Origin of the sequence: Larkinella fluvii (genome assembly GCF_051857545.1) — a bacterium.
GTDB lineage: Bacteria > Bacteroidota > Bacteroidia > Cytophagales > Spirosomataceae > Larkinella.
In genome coordinates, this window is sequence record NZ_JBPZHB010000018.1 from 71,544 (window position 1) to 88,004 (window position 16,461).

Annotated in this window: 14 protein-coding genes; 8 read left to right on the forward strand and 6 right to left on the reverse strand. The window is 51.0% G+C overall.

Annotation, left to right across the window (positions count from 1 at the left end; translation table 11 throughout):
* Nucleotides 1–87 precede the first annotated feature (87 nt).
* Together ACS5NO_RS31580 and ACS5NO_RS31585 are read right to left on the reverse strand one after the other, a co-directional pair.
* Nucleotides 88–1,176: a FecR family protein gene (locus ACS5NO_RS31580; RefSeq protein WP_439418795.1), complete on the reverse strand. Its 1,089-nt coding sequence runs from the start codon at nucleotides 1,174–1,176 to the stop codon at nucleotides 88–90.
* Nucleotides 1,173–1,757, reverse strand: a complete 585-nt coding sequence (locus ACS5NO_RS31585; protein WP_439418796.1) for an RNA polymerase sigma factor — start codon at nucleotides 1,755–1,757, stop codon at nucleotides 1,173–1,175. The genes ACS5NO_RS31580 and ACS5NO_RS31585 overlap by 4 nt, the downstream gene beginning before the upstream one ends.
* Nucleotides 1,758–2,670: 913 nt before the next feature.
* Here ACS5NO_RS31585 and ACS5NO_RS31590 point away from each other — a divergent pair.
* Nucleotides 2,671–3,672, forward strand: a complete 1,002-nt coding sequence (locus ACS5NO_RS31590) for a type I glyceraldehyde-3-phosphate dehydrogenase (protein WP_439418797.1) — start codon at nucleotides 2,671–2,673, stop codon at nucleotides 3,670–3,672.
* 60 nt (nucleotides 3,673–3,732) lie between these two features.
* Nucleotides 3,733–4,206 carry a Dps family protein gene (locus tag ACS5NO_RS31595; RefSeq protein WP_439418798.1) on the forward strand — a complete coding sequence of 158 codons (474 nt, stop codon included), beginning with the start codon at nucleotides 3,733–3,735 and terminating at the stop codon, nucleotides 4,204–4,206.
* Between the two features lie 126 nt (nucleotides 4,207–4,332).
* Here the strand turns inward: ACS5NO_RS31595 and ACS5NO_RS31600 are convergent, their stop codons facing one another.
* Nucleotides 4,333–7,239 (reverse strand): T9SS type B sorting domain-containing protein, encoded by a 2,907-nt coding sequence (locus ACS5NO_RS31600; RefSeq protein WP_439418799.1) that lies wholly within the window; start codon nucleotides 7,237–7,239, stop codon nucleotides 4,333–4,335.
* A 122-nt stretch (nucleotides 7,240–7,361) separates the two neighbouring features.
* Here ACS5NO_RS31600 and ACS5NO_RS31605 point away from each other — a divergent pair, with 122 nt between their 5' ends.
* Nucleotides 7,362–7,667 carry a hypothetical protein gene (locus tag ACS5NO_RS31605; protein WP_439418800.1) on the forward strand — a complete coding sequence of 102 codons (306 nt, stop codon included), beginning with the start codon at nucleotides 7,362–7,364 and terminating at the stop codon, nucleotides 7,665–7,667.
* Between the two features lie 113 nt (nucleotides 7,668–7,780).
* Here ACS5NO_RS31605 and ACS5NO_RS31610 read toward each other — a convergent pair whose 3' ends face one another.
* Nucleotides 7,781–9,466 carry a hypothetical protein gene (locus ACS5NO_RS31610; RefSeq protein WP_439418801.1) on the reverse strand — a complete coding sequence of 562 codons (1,686 nt, stop codon included), beginning with the start codon at nucleotides 9,464–9,466 and terminating at the stop codon, nucleotides 7,781–7,783.
* A gap of 216 nt (nucleotides 9,467–9,682) precedes the next feature.
* Nucleotides 9,683–11,083: a dihydrolipoyl dehydrogenase gene (gene lpdA, locus ACS5NO_RS31615; RefSeq protein ID WP_439418802.1), complete on the reverse strand. Its 1,401-nt coding sequence runs from the start codon at nucleotides 11,081–11,083 to the stop codon at nucleotides 9,683–9,685.
* A gap of 174 nt (nucleotides 11,084–11,257) precedes the next feature.
* Here lpdA and ACS5NO_RS31620 point away from each other — a divergent pair, with 174 nt between their 5' ends.
* The 3 genes from ACS5NO_RS31620 to ACS5NO_RS31630 all read left to right on the forward strand — a co-directional run bounded on the left by ACS5NO_RS31620 (nucleotide 11,258) and on the right by ACS5NO_RS31630 (nucleotide 14,159).
* Entirely contained in the window at nucleotides 11,258–12,115 is an 858-nt protein-coding gene (locus tag ACS5NO_RS31620) for an RpnC/YadD family protein (protein ID WP_439418803.1), read from the forward strand.
* Nucleotides 12,116–12,247: 132 nt separating this feature from the next.
* Nucleotides 12,248–13,325, forward strand: a protein-coding gene (gene prfB / locus ACS5NO_RS31625; RefSeq protein WP_150877490.1) for a peptide chain release factor 2 whose coding sequence is annotated in 2 segments (ribosomal slippage) — nucleotides 12,248–12,307 and nucleotides 12,309–13,325 — 1,077 coding nt in all. Because the reading frame shifts where the segments join, the coding sequence is not laid out codon by codon here.
* 75 nt (nucleotides 13,326–13,400) lie between these two features.
* On the forward strand, nucleotides 13,401–14,159 hold the full coding sequence (locus ACS5NO_RS31630) for an alpha/beta fold hydrolase (protein ID WP_439418804.1): 759 nt from the start codon (nucleotides 13,401–13,403) through the stop codon (nucleotides 14,157–14,159).
* Here the strand turns inward: ACS5NO_RS31630 and ACS5NO_RS31635 are convergent.
* On the reverse strand, nucleotides 14,156–14,833 hold the full coding sequence (locus ACS5NO_RS31635; RefSeq protein WP_150877494.1) for a TVP38/TMEM64 family protein: 678 nt from the start codon (nucleotides 14,831–14,833) through the stop codon (nucleotides 14,156–14,158). The two genes, ACS5NO_RS31630 and ACS5NO_RS31635, sit on opposite strands and share 4 nt — an antisense overlap.
* A gap of 66 nt (nucleotides 14,834–14,899) precedes the next feature.
* Between ACS5NO_RS31635 and ACS5NO_RS31640 the strand changes: the two genes are divergently transcribed.
* On the forward strand, nucleotides 14,900–16,039 hold the full coding sequence (locus ACS5NO_RS31640) for a cystathionine gamma-synthase (RefSeq protein ID WP_439418805.1): 1,140 nt from the start codon (nucleotides 14,900–14,902) through the stop codon (nucleotides 16,037–16,039).
* A 125-nt stretch (nucleotides 16,040–16,164) separates the two neighbouring features.
* Nucleotides 16,165–16,458, forward strand: coding sequence for a hypothetical protein (locus tag ACS5NO_RS31645; protein ID WP_439418806.1), 294 nt, complete (start codon nucleotides 16,165–16,167; stop codon nucleotides 16,456–16,458).
* The last annotated feature ends 3 nt before the right edge of the window (nucleotides 16,459–16,461 follow it).

Below are 16,461 nucleotides of genomic sequence, written 5' to 3' on the forward strand. Positions count from 1 at the left end.
GAGGGGAATCGGCATCAGTGGTGTTACGAGCATCACTGATGTTTTTTTAGGTAAAAGCTTATTGGATTGGCATACCGGCAGGGGTTTTTACAGGGGTTTAGGACAGCCTTTGCTATAGATTACAATCTGTGCATTGAGCAGTTTGTACCGGGCGTCGAGCACTTTGCAAATGACATCCAGTTTCTGAAAAAGATCTTCATTGTCGATGCTCATCGTCAGCGTACAATGCTGCATCACTTCTTCGTCGAAAATAATATCGATTCCGTAAGCCCGCTCGATGGCCGTAAAAACCCGGTCTACCGACGCATCTTCAAACACAAACCGCTGCATTTCTTTTTTGGGAATCAACGGAAGCGGTTTTTCCACCAGCAGTTTGTTGAGCGTCGCAGCCTCGCGCTGAAAAATGACTTTCTGGTTGGGCGTCAACACCATTCCTTTTGATTCCGGGTCCTGAACCCGGCTCGGCTGGTTGGGATAGACCGACACCCGACCGGTTCTCACATCCACCGTCACCGTGGGCGCATCCTTCGGGGCTTTGATCCAAAAGCTGGTCCCCAACACTTTCGTTACCAACCCATTGGCATAGACAATGAACGGTTTCTTAGGGTTTTTTCTGACATCAAAAAAAGCATCACCGGTCAGATACACCTCCCGCTGAGCGCCTGCCAGCTCTTTCCGGTAACGAAGTCGTCCGCCTTTTTGCAGATCGACCCGGCTGCCATCCGCCAGTTGAATGTGCATGATCTGGCTGGCTTCGTTAAGCGTTTCCACCCATTCATTAGCCGTCAGAGAACGTTCTGTCGGCGAAAAACCGGCTTTCTCCAGTTGCTGCCAACCGAACCAGCCGACGCCCAGCATCAGCAAAACCGCTGCCGCCACTTTCCAACTCCGGGAGCCCGTCAGCCAACGTTCCACCGGCATCGGTCGGGTACGTTCGAGCGTGTTTTCGATTCGGTTCCAGATGGCGTCTACGTTTTTCGCAAGTGCGGGCTGGTGCTGAATGTCCCGCAAACCGCTCACCAGTTGCCGGGCTTCCGCCACCTGGTAATACCGTTCCGGATACTCCCGCAGGAACTCCGTCCAGAAGGCCTCCGTTTCAGGACCGGGCGAGCTGACCCACTCCTTGAAGTAGTCGTCAGCCGCCAGATCCTCCGTGCTGAATTGATAATAATTCATGGTTGTATATGCGTTAAGAATCCTTCCAGCCCAATCCACAAAAGTCCCCAGGAAAAAATCCGAACGGCTTCCCGGAGTGTTTTCAATGCGGAGTAAATAAACCGGCAGGCCGACTGGTAGTTGACACCCATAATCCGGGCGATCTCTTCGTTGCTGAAGTGCTGATAAAACCGCAGATTCAGGGCTTCCTGCTGGCGGGGTGTCAGCAGATCGTAGCTTTTACGGAGTTGCCGGTGTACCTGTTCCCGCTGTTCGTGCTCGATGAGGGTATTTTCAATGATAAAGTCGTCCGCCGTATGAACGGTATTGATGTCGGAAGCCTGAAAAAACAGATCGCGGTGGCGGGTTTTGTTAATCTTGTTACGCAACGACCGAAACAGGTAAAACCGGATCGAATCCGTGTCGCTCAGGTTAGCCCGGCTTTGCCACAGTTCGATGAACAGGTCGTGGATGCTGTCTTCAATGAGCGGCACATCGTTGGTTACTTTGTAGCCATAATTGAGCAGGTCGCGGGCATACAACCGGTAAATCTGTTGAAAAGCCGCTTCATCCCCCTGGCGGAAGGCATACCACAAATCCATAGGGGGATGATGAGTCAGCACAGTGGTTAAAGGTCGGGTTAGGAATAGTTGAACAATGGTAGGATTTATCTGCCCAAAACCATGTCCATTTAATTACTAATGCCCGGTTCCATCAATTTTAATCCCTTTTTTTCTAAAAATAGTTGAAAAATGGGCTATGAGCTTAGAAATACCGGTTTTAGTCGGTTTTGAGAATACCCGTTCGTTAGCATCCGATCGGTCATCCCTACGGGATTGGATGTGTTCCGTTCACCTTTACCCCGGTTTCAACCGGGGGCTACAAAATAATTCATCCCTACGGGATTTTAATTCTTTGTTCATCTGTCCCCCCGGATTGAACCGGGAGCTACAAAATGACTCATCCCTACGGGATTTTAATTCCACTTTGTTCATCTGTCCCCCCGGATTGAACCGGGAGCTACAAAATGACTCATCCCTATGGGATTATAATTCCACTTTGTTCATCTGTCCCCCCGGATTGAACCGGGAGCTACAAAATGACTCATCCCTACGGGATTTTAGTCCTCCCCCGGATTGAACCGGGAGCTACAAAATGACTCATCCCTCTGGGATTATAAAATCCAAAAATCCCGTAGGGATGAATCATTTTGTAGCGGTGGGTTAAAACCCACTGGATGATATTGAATCGAACGAACCCAATCCCGTAGGGATGACCGATCGGATGCCAACGAACGGGTATTCCTCAAAACCGACTAAAACCGGTGTGATGGCATTATACCCTTGTTAAACAGCCTTGCAAGGATCATTTCCCGGTTCGTATATTTATTACGGTTCACTGAACTTTTTAAAGGCTCCTCTCTCTTATCATTTTGTAGGGGCGTAAAGATCAATCGTGCCGTTTTAGCGCGGATTTACGCCAAATTCCCCGTTTGTTCAACAAATCATCTTTCGTATGGCAACTATTGCATTGTATGGATTCGGTCGCATCGGGCGACAGTTTCTGCGTGTTGGCTTGAGCAACAACCTCTTTGTTCCCGTTTCGATTTCCGACATCCGTGATGAGCCCACTCTGGCGGCTCTGTTCGCGGTCGATACCAACTATGGCCGCTGGCCGGAGCCGGTTTCTGGCAGCGAAGGCCAGTTGACCATTGGCGACCGGACCATTCCGTATATCAATTCAGCCAAGGAAGTCCCCGACTGGAAGGCACTGGGCGTCGATCTGGTGGTCGATTGTACGGGCCGGGCCACCACCCGCGCCGGAGCGCAGGTTCACCTGGACCGGGGTGCTAAATATGTGCTCATCAGTGCACCCAGCAAATCCCTGGCCGACTGCGACGCGGTGTTGCTGAAAGGCATTAACCTCGACACGTTCGATCCGGAAAATCACCACATCATCAGCATGGGAAGTTGCACGACCAATGCCCTGGCGGCCGTGGTGAAAGTGATTCGGGAGAATTTTGGCATTCAATACGGTTTATTTTCGACGGTTCACTCGTATACCAACACCCAGTCGCTGACCGACCAGCCGATGAAGGACCGGCGGGATTCGTGGGCGGCCGCCGAAAACATCATTCCGTCGTCGTCGGGAGCCGCCCGTGCCTTGCAATTCATCTGGAAAGACCTCAAAATCACCGGGAAAGCCTACCGCGTTCCGACGCGCACGGGTAGCATCGCCGAGTTGAACCTGATTACTGAAAAAGACTGCACCGTGCAGGAAGTCAACGACGCGTTCCGTAAAGCGGCCTCGGAAGGACCCTTGAAAGGTGTGCTGGATGTGCTGGAGCAGGAGTGGGCCTCGTCGCGGATTGTGGCCGACCCGCATTCGTCGATTGTCGATCTGCCATTGACGGCCAAAGAAGGTAATCTTCTGTCGGTGGCTGCCTGGTACGATAACGAGTGGGGTTTCTCAAACCGTCTGGCCGAAGTGGCCGCCCATCTGGCCGAACGGATTTAACAGTGTTTTCTCTAAATTGCCCTTCAAGCCACTCAGTTACCGTTTTAACACACACAAAAGATGAAAACAAGTATTGGTATTTCAGCCGAAAACCGGGAGGTTGTCGCTCACCAATTGGCCAAATTATTGGCCGATGAATTTGTATTGTACACAAAAACCCTCAATGCCCACTGGAATCTGGAAGGCATGGATTTCCATTCGGTTCACCTGTATTTTGAGGAGTTATACACGCAATCGGCAGAGATTGTGGACGAGGTCGCCGAACGGATTCGCCAATTGGGACATTACGCGCCCGCCACGCTGAAAAGCTTTCTGGAACTGACGCACTTAACCGAACATGATGCCGGTGGAAACGACAGCCGTAGCCTGATCAAAAAACTGCTGGCCGACCACGAAAGCATCATTGCGTTTATCCGGGGCAATATCGACGAGTTTGCCGAAGCCCACAAAGATGCCGGAACGAGTGACTACATTACCGGTTTGATGGAAAAACACGAGAAAATCGCCTGGATGCTGCGGGCGCATATTAAATAAAAGGGAATTTTAAATGTAAAATGATGATTTTAAATGTAAAAGTGCCAGATCAGGAAGTACTTTTATATTTAGAATTCATCATTTTACATTTATTATTCAGGTTCTTTAAAAACCGGAACCGCTTCATTAATTCGTTCCGCCGGATTCTCTCAGAATCTCCACCCAGCCTTTGTAGATTTCCTCGGGTGCTGCGCAATTCAGCCGCGTGAATTTCACCCGAATCTGGTAGTAATACAAACCACCCGGCAATTCCTGACCGCGGCTGTTGGTACCATTCCAGGTTAGCGCGCCATCGACGCTGTTGTTCTGATAGACTTGCCCACCCCACCGGTTGACAATAATCAATTCGGCCGACTCCACAAACCGGGGGCATTGCATGGGCTGAAACTCGTCATTTTTGCCATCGCCGTTGGGCGTAAACACATTGGGCATCATCAGATACGGGCAATTGTCCTTACAAACCCGGTTGGAAGCCACACTTTCCTGACCACTCCGACTCACCGCCCGGACTTCGTAACACCCCGCAAAGGAAGTCAGATTTTCGTGCCGATAGGTCATCGTAGGCGCGTTCACCGACGCCAGTAAAACCAGCTCCTGGCCTTCGCAGGGCGCATAATAAATATTGTATTTGACTACGTTTTGGTCACACTCGCCCGTTGTCGGCCTTTGCCACGTTAACGTGTTGGCAAAGGTCGTCTGATTGCAAAACGCTTCGGGTGTCAGACTGGCGCAATTGAGCGTATCGATGGCTAACTGTGGGGGGCACGGTTTGGTCGTGTCAATGGGCATTGCACACACGCCCTGCGAGAAATTATTCAGCAACATTGTCGTCAGCGGAGCCGAATACCGCCCTACGGTTTCCACCCGGTAACAATAATTGCTATCGACCGACATGGTCACGGGCTGAACGCCATCGGCCGCGTAGGTATCGGCTCCCTGATCGGTATACGTGTAGCTATTTGCCGTGGTAACCGGAACCACCGCCACCAGATTGAACGGCCCGTTGGGACCGGTTTTGCTGCGATATACGCGATGTTGCTGGTTGTCGTTGCTCCAGGGCACGTTAGCTTCCCAGGCAAGCTGAACACGTCGCATGCCGGGGGTTGCCGTTAATCGAACCGAACTGGCATTTTCGGTCGCATCGAGTCGCTGCAACTGGCCGGAAGCCGGGTCAGTAAAGTAAAATTCAATGCGGTAGCGATAGGCATTCGCCACGGTATTTAGCCCACGGTCGGTATACACCGTATCCGCAATACCAGGTTGCAGCGTGGTGCTAATGGCCGCAATCTGGGTAAAGTTAGTGCCGGTCAGACCTGTAGCCCGGAACAGGCGGTATTGGAACGGGCCGGTGCCATCGTTGGGGTCGACACCGGGCGGGCGGGTCCAGCGAACGTTGATAACGCCCCGGGTATCGTAGGTACTATCAACCGTAACGTGGGTAATCAGCGGCACCTGTTGGGGCAGGGTCACGCAAATCTGCTCGGAAACCGCACTTTGGCCGTTGTTAGGACGCGGTAGAATAACCACAATCCGGTAGCTATACTGCACACCCCGCGATAGTCCCTGACTGGAATTGTTATCCGTAAACGTGGTTTGGTCGATCGGTACTTCGCCAATTTTCACATAACCGGTCGACGCCAGCAAACCGGCATCCGTACAGGGGTCGAGGGTGAGATTCTCACAGCCTTCCTTGCGATAAATAGCCATTTGCGTGCCCGACGGCAGCGCCGAAACCCCACAGGCATAGGCGGCCCAATTGAGAATGATGGCGCGTCCGGCCGGGTCCGTGGTCGGGCGGGCGGTGAGATTCTGGGGTTTGGGGGCATAAATCCTGATTCGGAACGATTCGAGTGTTGCCAGTTGAGTCTGACCCGCTCTTTGCGGGAAATCGACAACGCGGAAAATGACATCGTACGGTTCGGCCCGGACGTGGGCACAGTTGGTTTGCCAGCGAAAAGCCGAGGTTGCGGGACTATTCTGAACGCCCGCTGGCGTCAGCGTAGCGGCTGGTGGAGCCACCAGTTGAATGGTGGCATTATTGGGGCCTCTGTTGAAAGGGCCGCCGTAGCCGGTCAATTCGAGACGGTTTCCGTCGGGGTCGGTGGCCGTAACAGTCTGGTTGATGAGCGTTCCGGCCTCCACACAGAGATCTTCCGGTACCCTCAGTTCCGGACGCTTGTTGACGGAAGGCGTCACAATGATTTGAATATCCCGGACAATTTCGCCGATTTTGACACCATCCCGCCATTCTTCCACAATGAACGCAATGTTATATTGCCCTACTTCGGCCGGTGCGTCCCAGCAGACATCACCGGTCAGGGCGTTGACTGTCAGGGTCGCCGGACCGGTATTGGCTTCATTGACCCGATTGAGACCAATCGTCGTCGGGTCCGAATAACCGGCCACAAAACCCAGGTCGCAGGAAGCATCGTCGGTCTCGTTTATTTTCCCGGAAGGCGTGTAAAGCCGGTAGGCTAAACTATCGCCATCAGCATCGAAAGCCGCCGGGTTGTGGCACCATTTTTGGCCAACGCGGGCCGAATCCAACGGAGGGTTCAACAAAACCGGGGTGCTGTTGAGCCCCAGATTGGCATTCACCACAATGGTGGTCCGCAGTTTAAAGCTGGTATTGATCGAAACGGGAATATTCCGGGTTCCTTCGTTCCGGTTGACGATGGTGCAACTGATGTCATAGACACCGGGCCCCGAATAGGTATAGGTGGTCCGGTAAATGTTGATGGTGGTATTGGCATTGATGTTTCGGGTTTCGGCATCGACCCGGGGCACCCGGCGCATTTGCTGCCCAACGCCGAAACAGAAATTGACATCCCGTTGTGCAAGAGCGGCATCATAGCCTCCACCGGGGCCGCGTGTGACGTCGTAATAAACCGTTAAGGTAATTTCGTAGGTCAGCGACGTAGATGACACCCGCCGGGTCGTAATTTCGCCCGCCCGAACGTGGGTGGCCAGCGCATCCGAAGCCGCTGCCAGATTCAGCAATGCCCAGAAGATCAGAAGTAGATACCTTTTCATAGAGCCCGTCGTATTTCATATAAACGGCTCATCATCTGGTTTTTGCATACCCATCCATCGCTTTTGCGTGAAAAAAAACGGCGGTGCTGCTTATATTGCGCTACAAAATTCAATTCCCAATCATGGATACAACGATCAAAAAAGTGTATAAACGCATCCGGCAGCTCTGGAACGATGAATTTGAGCTCAATCCCGGCCACCGGATTATTCAGTCGGTAGAGATGAGTGACGACGAAAAAGTCGAGGTAGAACTGCTGGATTTCCGCTTTTCCTTAGCGGCTGAAAAGGATCATCTTACGGCAACCTTCGAAACAATACCGCATGTTGATGCGCCCTCGGCAGAGGACATGAAAGCCGTCGTCGTTCACGTAGCGGACCTGGTCAAAAACCTGACGGGTGAGCTGCCGGTTGAAATCATTCCGGCCTGACGGTTAGAGTAGGATAGCGCACTTTCCTGTAGCTTGAAAAGCAAAAAAGTTTGGCATGAACGGTTTTCTGTCGATCGTTCATGCCAGACCCTAAACAGGCGGTGTGGATGTTGTTAATTCGATACGCAGTTCCGAATCAACTGCCTGAAGGTTTCGGCCACGTAGCGGCCTTTTTCAATATCACCCAGTTGAATTTTTACGGTGTGGACGTAGTCCGAAGGCTTTCCGTCTTTGAAGGTTTTCACCAGTTTTTCTTTTCCTTTGGTCACCAGGTTGACGTAGACATTTTTGCCGTCGACATCGAAGCTGGCGGCATCCGCATTCAGGTCTTTCAAGGCCAGGTCATAGACGAGCTCCGATACTTTCCGACCGCCTTGTGCCACCGTCAGCTTGAGATCGCAGGTACCATTTTCGGCCGCCAGCGTATACGTAACCGGCTCTTTTTCACCGGATTCCTTGGGAAGCTGCTGCGAAATCCAGTCCAGCCGGGCTTGTTGACCAGCCGTTGGCACCGGGCTTTTCCGGGATTGCGCACAGGCCTGAACGGCTTTTTCAAACGCCTGCGACATATACCGCACATTCTCCAGATTGTCGGACGCCAATTCGATTTCGGATACGTAATTCTGACGAACACCGTTCTTGGTATACCCAATAAACCGGCGGTTGTCGCGCGTTTTCAGATCGATGGTGTAGAGTTCTTTATCGACGCCCAGTTTGGCACCTTTCTCTGCCAGATCGGCCAGATTGAACTCATAAACCTCTTCGGTATTGTTTTTATTGTAGGTTTCGCGCCGGGTGTAGGTACAGATGCAATCCGGTTTCAGGCTCTGCTCAATCGTGCGGTCGTTTGTTTTGGCCGGTTGGATGCTCGATTCCAGGTATTTCTGAGCAGCGGGCATTGCGGCAAAAACTGGTTTTTTAGATTCCAGTTGCTTGACTGCCAACGGGATTAGTTTGCGCCAGGCAGCAGCCACATCCCGAATTTTGTCGGCATCAGCACTGATGATTTCAAACGTCTGAACGACATTATCCAGTTTTCCGTCTTTCGCATAACCCATCAGCTTCTGCTTTTGCTGAACCACCAGTGATAGCTCAAACCGCTTGCCTTTGGTTTCAACCTGTAAACCTTCCAGCCCCAGATCCCCGAGGTTAAACGAGAACGTTTCAGAAGAGGCTGATCCTTTCGCGCCTACTTCGCTCCGGCGGAAAACCGCCCGCAACGGATTATCGAAGTCGAAGGTGAGTGCCTGTTCGTATTTATCAGACCCAATGGCTTCGTTGCCAATGTTGGTTTTCAGCCACTGGCGCAAATCGTCCAGCGTCTCGGGCGTTCGGGCCGGTTTGTACGATTTTTCGGCCGCCAGAATCGCCTTCTTCAACGACTCAACGAGTGCTTTGGCGATGTCCGGATTATCGGCATAGAGTTTAACGCGGTCGGTCAGGCTCTTTAACTCGCCGTTCTCGCTGTAGCGGACAAATTTGCGGTGTTGTTTGGTATCGGCCAAAACCGCAATGACATCTCGCTCAACCTTATACGTTACCGTTGAGACATCCAGATCCGATAGATTCAGAAAGTACGTATTTTCATCGCCTTTGCCTTTATCGCTGGTTTTGGTCACCGAAAACGTTGCCCGGTGATTGGGTTGAGACGCTTCGATTTTCTGAATGAACTGCGCATTTCCGGTTTTGACGGGTTTCAACTGGGTAGATACGCCGGAAAGTGGGCCGGTCATGAGGTCTTGGGCATTGGCCGCGACGCAGAAGGTGGCTGCCAACCAGAACAGTACTGGTTTTTTCATGAGTGTTTGGCGGTATTTGTTGTTGGTATACCGGTTTTAAAAACCGTTCGGCAAAGATAGGCAGGCGGGGGCAGGCCGAAAGCAGACCAATCAGCAAACGGAAGTTCAGCCTGTTCAACTGCACATTTCGCTAGCTGAATCGTAAAAACAGAAATGCCGCCGGGATAACGTTCCCGACGGCATTTCTGTAAAAAGCTAAAACTCTATTGTCCTGACTTAGAGGTGAATTGCTTCTCCGTAAGCCGCTTCTGTCGCATCCTTGATGGATTCGGAGATGGTCGGGTGGGGGTGAACCGCTTTCAGGATTTCATGACCCGTCGTCTCCAACCGGCGAGCAGCCACCACCTCGGCAATGATTTCAGTGACGTTGTAGCCGATGAAGTGAGCACCTAACCACTCGCCGTATTTTTTGTCGAAAATCACTTTCACGAAGCCTTCCGGTGCACCAGCGGCTTTGGCTTTTCCTGATGCTGACAAGGGGAATTTACCCACCAGAATGTCATAACCGGCTTCCTTGGCCGCAGCTTCCGTGTAGCCAACCGACGCAATTTCCGGCGTGCAGTACGTACAACCCGGAATGTTGTTGTAATTCATCGGCTCGACGTGGTCCAGACCGGCGATTTTTTCCACACAAATGATGGCTTCCGCTGAGGCCACGTGCGCCAGCGCCTGGCCTTTGGTACAGTCGCCGATGGCGTAATAACCGTCCACATTCGTGCGGTAAAAGTCGTCCGTGGTGATTTTACCCTTTTCGGTTTTGATCCCGGTTTCTTCCAGACCGATGTTTTCGATGTTGGCCACTACGCCAGCCGCCGACAGCACCACTTCCACATCAAACGTCTTTTCGCCATCCGGCGTCTTGACGTATACTTTGCTGAGTTTTCCGCTCGTATCGACTTTCGTTACTTCCGAACTCGTATAAATATCGACGCCCAGTTTCTTGTAATTTTTAGCCAGTTCTTTCGAGATTTCCTCGTCTTCGACCGGCACAATGCGCGGCATAAACTCGACAATGGTCACTTTCGTGCCCATCGAAGCATACACATACGCAAATTCGACCCCAATGGCCCCGGAACCAATCACCAGCATCGATTCGGGTTGTTTTGTCAACGACATCGCCTTGCGGTATTCGATCACTTTTTCGCCATCGATCGGCACGGCAGGCAGGGCGCGGGCGCGGCCACCGGTGGCAATGATGATGTGTTTGGCTTCGTATTCGGCGGTTTTACCGTCTTTATCCGTTACGTCGATTTTCTTACCCGGTTTTACTTTTCCGTTTCCGAACAGAACATCGATTTTATTTTTCTTCATCAGGAAGGTAACCCCTTTGCTCATGGAGTCGGCGACACCCCGGCTGCGTTTGATCACCGCACCAAAGTCCGGTTTTGCTTCACCGCTGATGGTAATACCGTAATTTTCAGAATGTTTGATGTATTCAAAAACCTGTGCGCTTTTCAGCAGGGCTTTGGTTGGGATACAACCCCAGTTCAGGCAGATTCCACCCAGACTTTCGCGTTCGACAATGGCTACTTTAAATCCTAACTGCGACGCGCGAATAGCAGCTACGTAGCCTCCGGGGCCGCTGCCAAGAACAATTACATCATATTGTGATGCCATAATTTGCGGAATGTTAATGAGTAGTAGAATTAACTGTAACTCTATCAGGGGAACGCAAAGTTAGTTTGAAAAGTTGATTTACCACCTACTTCTACTCCGCCCCGGTTTTCAATCACCATCTATTCCTGCATTACTTTCCGCATCCTTTCCCGTCTAAGGAGAAAACGTGCGTTCATGTCACAGGATTACGATAAAATTTTCCGGGAAAATCTGGCTGAAATCATCTTGCCTTTAGTTCGGAAAACCGTCGGTCTGAATCCGTTAAAACTCGAGAATCTGCCCGAGAAATTGCAGCGAACCGTCGAACGGATTCCCGACTTTTTAAAGAAAGTCGTCGATGTGGCGAATGATCCCTATATTCTCCACATCGAGATTCAAACCACCGACACGCCGGATATGGTGTACCGGATGCTGGAATATGCCGCCATGATGCTGCGGAAATACAAAATCCTGGTTCGGCAATATGTCTTTTACATTGGTGAAGGCCACGCCCGAATGCCGGTTCAATTGGAAACCGGGACCTTGCGGTATCAGTTCACGCTCGTCAATCTGAGCGAAATTCCGTATCAGCAATTTATCAATTCCGAAAAACCGGAAGAGCTGATCCTGACGATTTTAGCGGATTTTCAGCAGGAAAAACCGCGTGAGATTATCAGCCAGATTTTACTGAATTTGCATCGGTTAGCGCCCGATCATCTCCAGTTGGGCAAATTCATCCGGCAGTTGGAAATCTTGTCCCAACTCCGTAATTTTAATTCAATCGTTTCAAAAGAAGCAGAAACCATGGCACACGGATTCGACATCACCATCGATCGGCTTTATATCAAAGGCCGGGAAGAAGGAATAAAAACCGGGATAAAAGAAGGTGTACGGGAAGGCATGGAAAATGGAGTCAAGATAGGCAAAGAACAGGCCCGTCGGGAGTTGATTTTCTCGTTTCTCCATAAGAAATCACTATCCATCGAACAGATTGCCGAACTCATGGAAGTTCCGATTGCTCTGGTCCTCGATGTTAAACAAAAAGGCATTTAACGGTTTTCTATCCACAATGGGAAGCGGATGATTTCATCCGCTTTTTTGTTGGGTTCGGATAGCGGTTTGCAAAATCGTATCTTTGCAGGCTAATTAGTAAGACATTCACCATTCAATTATTTTTTCACGCATATGACGACCGACCAATTAAAGGACGTGAGGGCCAGAGTAGAGGCCCTGAGGGGGTATCTTTGACTACGATAGCAAAAAAGAACAACTCGCTGATTTAGAAGACCGAACAACCCAACCGGAGTTCTGGCAGGACGCCGAAGGTGCCGAGAAAACCATGAAGCAGGTCCGCGCCCTGAAAGGTTGGACGGGCGGTTTCGAGCATGTCGATGCCCTGGTGGGCGACCTCGAAACGCTTTATGAATTTTACGAAGCGGGCGACGTTACGGAAGAAGAAGTTGACGCCGAGGGCGAAAAAGTGAAAGCCGCGCTCGACGATCTGGAGCTGAAGAAAATGCTCAGCAACGAGGAAGACCAGCTCAGTGCGGTTCTGGAAATCAACTCGGGTGCGGGCGGAACCGAAAGCCAGGACTGGGCCGATATGCTCTACCGCATGTACCTGATGTGGTCCGAAAAACACGGCTATAAGGTCAAACAGGTGGATTATCAGCCCGGCGACGGCGCTGGGATCAAATCCGCCACGCTGGAAGTGGACGGCCCGTTGGCCTACGGTTTCCTGAAATCGGAAAACGGCGTTCACCGGCTCGTGCGGATTTCCCCCTACGACGCCAACGCCCGTCGGCATACGTCGTTTGCTTCCGTTTACGCGTATCCGCTCATCGACGATTCAATTGAAATTGAAGTCAATCCGGCTGACATCGACTGGGATACCTTCCGGTCGGGTGGCGCGGGTGGTCAGAACGTTAACAAGGTCGAAACCGCCGTACGGCTGCGTCACCGGCCCTCGGGTCTGATCATCGAATGCCAGCAGGAGCGGAGCCAGTTGCAGAACAAAGAAGTGGCGATGCGGCTGTTGAAATCGAAACTGTACCAGATTGAAGTTGAAAAACGCAATGCGGCCCGCGCGGAAGTGGAAGCCAGCAAAAAGAAAATCGAGTGGGGCTCTCAAATCCGCAGTTACGTTCTCGACGACCGCCGGGTGAAAGATCACCGCACCGGTTACCAGACGTCCAATACCGATGCGGTTTTGAACGGTGACCTCGACGGGTTTATCAAATCGTACCTGCTGATGCAGGATTAAGTCTTTTTTGGCCCACTACATTGTTCCCGGCAGGCTCTGGCTTGCCGGGAACAGTCGTTTATTGTATGTTTGGCCATGCTCCCGGTTTTCAAGCTGTCAAACGGCCCCGTTCCCTTATTGGCTTTCCACGGAATTGGTCAGGATCACCGGGCCTTTGAACCGCTGGCGCAGCAACTGGAAGGACGGTTTGCGGTGTATGCCTTCGATCTGTTTTTTCACGGCTCCCAACCCGCTCCGGTTTCTGACGATGTGCTGACCAAACAACGGTTCCAGGAAATCATTCAGGCTTTTCTGCATCAATACCGGATCAATCGCTTCGCCGTTTTGGGGTTCAGCATGGGCGGGCGTTTTGCGCTGGCCACCGCCGAGGCTTTTCCTAAACACACCACCGAACTTATTTTGCTGGCACCCGATGGCATTACGATCAGCCCGTGGTATCAAATAGCAACGAACACCGGCCTGGGTCGACAGCTTTTTCGGTATTTCCTGAAGCATATGCCGCTTTTTCACCGGTTTGGGTTGCTTTTTTTAGCGTTGGGGCTTATCAATCGCAGTGTCCTGCGGTTCGCCGAAAGTACGCTTGCTACGCCGGAACAGCGGGAATCAGTGTATAATGCCTGGGTGTATTTCCGGAAATTACAGTTCAATCATCGAAAACTGAGCGAGATTTTGAATAATCACCCGGTACGCGTGCGTTTTTTTGCCGGACATTTTGATCAGGTGCTGCCAGTTTCATACATCGAACCCTTGAGCCGACGATTGCACGCGTACGAACTGACGGTCTTAAAAACCGGTCACAACCGACTCCTCGAACGCGTAGGGAAGATTCTTTAACGGTTTAAGGCCCGATTCAGGACGACAAATAACCCAACAACCGACGCCAGCAGCAGAATCCCAATGAGAAGCTGCGTTTCATTGCCGGCATTTGGATCTTCGACTAATGCCCGGATTTCTTTGGCTTGCTTTGCCGTCCAGACCGCAATCAGGGTTCGCGGAATCATGCCCAGAAAACCGCCCAGCAAAATATTGTTCAACCGCGCACCCGACAGGGCAAACACCAGATTCGTCACGGCAAAAGGCAAAACCGGTGATAATTTCGTAAAAAATATCACCTTCAATTCCTGCTCCCGAATGCGTTCCAGGACGTTTTTGGCCTTGGGATTTTGCTCGATGAAATGCAAAAACCGGTCCTGATCGAACCAGCTTACCAGTTTATTGACCAGTAAGATACAAACCATATTGAGCGCAAAAAGCGGCAGCAAAGCATTCCAACCCAGAAAATAACCAAAAATTAGTGCTAGAAAGGTCGGTGGCGTCAGGGCAAACGTCGACGTCAGGCAACAGGCGATGGTTAATAGCAGCCATTCCCAGCCGTTAAATTGAGCAACGGTTTCTTCGTTCGAAATGGTCAGATACGTCAGCGCCGAACTGAACAGGAGGGGGGCCACCGACAGGACCAATCCCGCCAGTGCTGGTCCCGAAAATGCTTTGAGTAGTACCGTCTTCACGCACCAAACTTACAGCTTTTCATGGCAATGACTGGCACGGTTTCCAAAACCGTGTTACATTCGGGTATGAAATTCGCAACCAAAGCCATCCACGCCGGCATTGAACCGGACCCCACGACGGGCGCCATCATGACGCCGATTTACCAAACGTCGACCTACGTTCAGGAATCGCCCGGCAAGCACAAGGGCTACGAATACGCCCGGACGCAAAACCCGACGCGAACGGTTTTGCAAAACAACCTGGCCGCGCTGGAAAATGGCAAACACGGGATTTGCTACGCATCCGGGCTGGCCGCGACTGATGCCATTCTGAAGCTTTTCAAACCCGGCGACGAGATTATTGCCAGCAACGACCTCTACGGCGGTACGTACCGGATTATGGTGCGGGTTTTTCAGGAATACGGCATCAAATTCACCTTTATCGGACTGGAGAATCCGTCGGCTTTGGAAACTGCCCTTACGCCCGAAACGAAAATGGTCTGGATTGAAACGCCAACGAATCCACTGCTGCGAATCGTTGATATTCAAGCCGTTGCCGCGATTACCAAAGCAAAAAACACCTTGTTGGTGGTCGATAATACGTTTGCGTCACCGTATCTGCAAAATCCACTGGATCAGGGTGCTGATATTGTGCTTCACTCGGTGACGAAATACCTCGGCGGTCACTCCGACACGGTGATGGGCGCAATTGTTCTGAACGATGATGCGATTGCGAAACGGCTGGAATTTATCCAGAATGCGTGCGGGGCCGTTCCGGGGCCGCAAGATTGCTTTCTGGTTTTGCGCGGCATTAAAACGCTGCACATCCGGATGCAGCGGCACTGCGAAAATGCGCTGCAAGTTGCCCGGTTTTTGAGTCAGCATCCGAAAGTGAGTCAGGTGAATTATCCGGGGCTGGAAAATCATCCGCAGCACGAACTGGCGAAGAAGCAGATGCGCGGTTTTGGCGGGATGGTGTCCTTCGAACTCCACGGCGATTCGCTCCCGGAAGCCATCAAAGTGATGGAAAGTTTCGAGGTGTTTTCGCTGGGCGAATCGCTCGGGGGTGTCGAGTCGCTTTGCACGCATCCGGCTTCGATGACGCACGCCAGCATTCCGAAAGAAGAACGGGCGAAGAACGGCTTGAAAGACACGCTGATTCGGTTAAGTGTTGGTATTGAGGACGTTGACGATTTGATTGCAGATTTGAATCAGGCGATTGGGTAATGACCATATTATAAAATATTACAACAATTCTTTGGATATAAAGTATTATTACTATATATATGCAAAAAGTATTATCTTTGCGCATTTTATAAGTACTAGGTTTTCATTATAAAGCATTGATAATCATGCTATTTGCTCAATCCAAAGCATACTTCAACTCCATCCCTGTCTATGTTTCATTGCTCAATGAGTTAATAGAACAGGCTAATGACAAAAATAAGCTTTTGTTTGAGCATATTATTGATCAAACAATTAGGCTTGCTAACAAGCAGATTAGCCATTTTGACATTGACAGCAAAATTTATCCTATTGTCGCTTACTTGATTGATAATTTTTCTGAAGATTTTGAAGATTTGTCCGATACTTCTGAAAAGGATAAATATCAAATTCTTAGAGATCGCTTACTACAGGAAGCGTAAATC